General features: G+C 66.2%; 1 protein-coding gene. It reads left to right on the top strand.

What is annotated here, in order from left to right; genetic code table 11:
- The first annotated feature begins 242 nt into the window (after positions 1 to 242).
- Positions 243 to 1,403, top strand: coding sequence for an L-rhamnose isomerase (rhaI, locus tag AAW13_RS43840; RefSeq protein ID WP_071659892.1), 1,161 nt, complete (start codon positions 243 to 245; stop codon positions 1,401 to 1,403).
- Positions 1,404 to 1,590 lie beyond the last annotated feature (187 nt).

Here is a 1,590-nt window from a genome sequence, read left to right on the forward strand (position 1 = left end):
TCGTGAAAGGTTTCAACTGGATTGCCGGGACGTTATTCGGGCCGACGACGTCACGTCAATGGTTCCCGGTCGGTAAATCCACAGGTCTAGGTCACGACTGTGTTTCGGGTCGGTCGAATCCGGAGGTGGGTTGACACCAGAGCGAGCGCCTTTTAGCTTCCTCAATGAATCGTTTCATGTGGCGGTGAGCTGTCCATCCGAACAGAACCGTCCCTCGCATCCGACGTCACAGGAGCCCTGTAGTGACCGATGTCGCCGCGGTCAAGGCCGCGTTGAAGACCCAGACCGTCGAGACGCCGTCGTGGGCGTACGGGAACTCGGGGACCCGTTTCAAGGTGTTCGCGCAGCAGGGCGTACCGCGCGACCCGTGGGAGAAGCTGGACGACGCGGCGCAGGTCCACGCGGTGACGGGGGTGACGCCGACCGTCGCCCTGCACATCCCCTGGGACAAGGTCGACGACTACAGCGCCCTCGCCAAGCACGCCGCGGATCGAGGGGTGAAGCTGGGCACCGTCAACTCCAACACCTTCCAGGACGACGACTACAAGCTGGGCAGCATCTGCCACCCGGAAGCGGCGGTGCGCCGCAAGGCCGTCGGCCATCTGCTGGAGTGCGTCGACATCATGGACGCGACGGGGTCGCGCGACCTGAAGCTCTGGTTCGCGGACGGCACGAACTATCCCGGTCAGGACGACATCCGTGGCCGGCAGGACCGGCTGGCGGAGGGGCTGGCCGAGGTGTACGCGCGGCTCGGTGACGACCAGCGGCTCCTGCTGGAGTACAAGCTGTTCGAGCCCGCCTTCTACACGACCGACGTCCCGGACTGGGGGACCGCGTACGCCCACTGCCTCAAGCTGGGCCCGAAGGCACAGGTCGTGGTCGACACCGGCCACCACGCGCCGGGTACGAACATCGAGTTCATCGTCGCCACCCTGCTGCGGGAGGGCAAGCTCGGCGCGTTCGACTTCAACTCGCGGTTCTACGCCGACGACGACCTCATGGCCGGCGCCGCCGATCCGTTCCAGCTGTTCCGGATCATGTACGAGGTGATCCGAGGTGGCGGCTTCACACCTGACGTGGCCTTCATGCTCGACCAGTGCCACAACATCGAGGCGAAGATCCCCGCCGTCATCCGCTCCGTCATGAACGTCCAGGAGGCCACCGCCAAGGCCCTTCTCGTCGACCGCGACGCCCTGACCGCGGCACAGCGGACCGGGGACGTGCTGGAGGCGAACGCGGTACTGATGGACGCGTACAACACGGATGTGCGGCCGCTGCTGCGGGAGGTGCGTGAGGAACTGGGCATCGACCAGGACCCGATCGCGGCGTACCGGCGGTCTGGATGGGCGGAGAAGATCGTCGCGGAGCGGGTGGGCGGGGAGCAGGCCGGGTGGGGTGCGTAAGCGTCTGCCCTGAACTGTTTCGTCGTGGGGTGCGGGCCGGTTGTGGCCGGCCGCGCCCGCGCGTCGGTAGCCGCATGTCGAACACAGCCCCGCGCCCCTGACAGAGCGCACAGCAGTCCCCCTCCTCCTAGGAATCAGGAACTTTTATGACTACGTATCCCGAAGCTGCTGCTCTGCTCGCTCGGTC

This window comes from Streptomyces humi (assembly GCF_001005085.2).
GTDB classification, from domain to species: domain Bacteria; phylum Actinomycetota; class Actinomycetes; order Streptomycetales; family Streptomycetaceae; genus Streptomyces; species Streptomyces humi.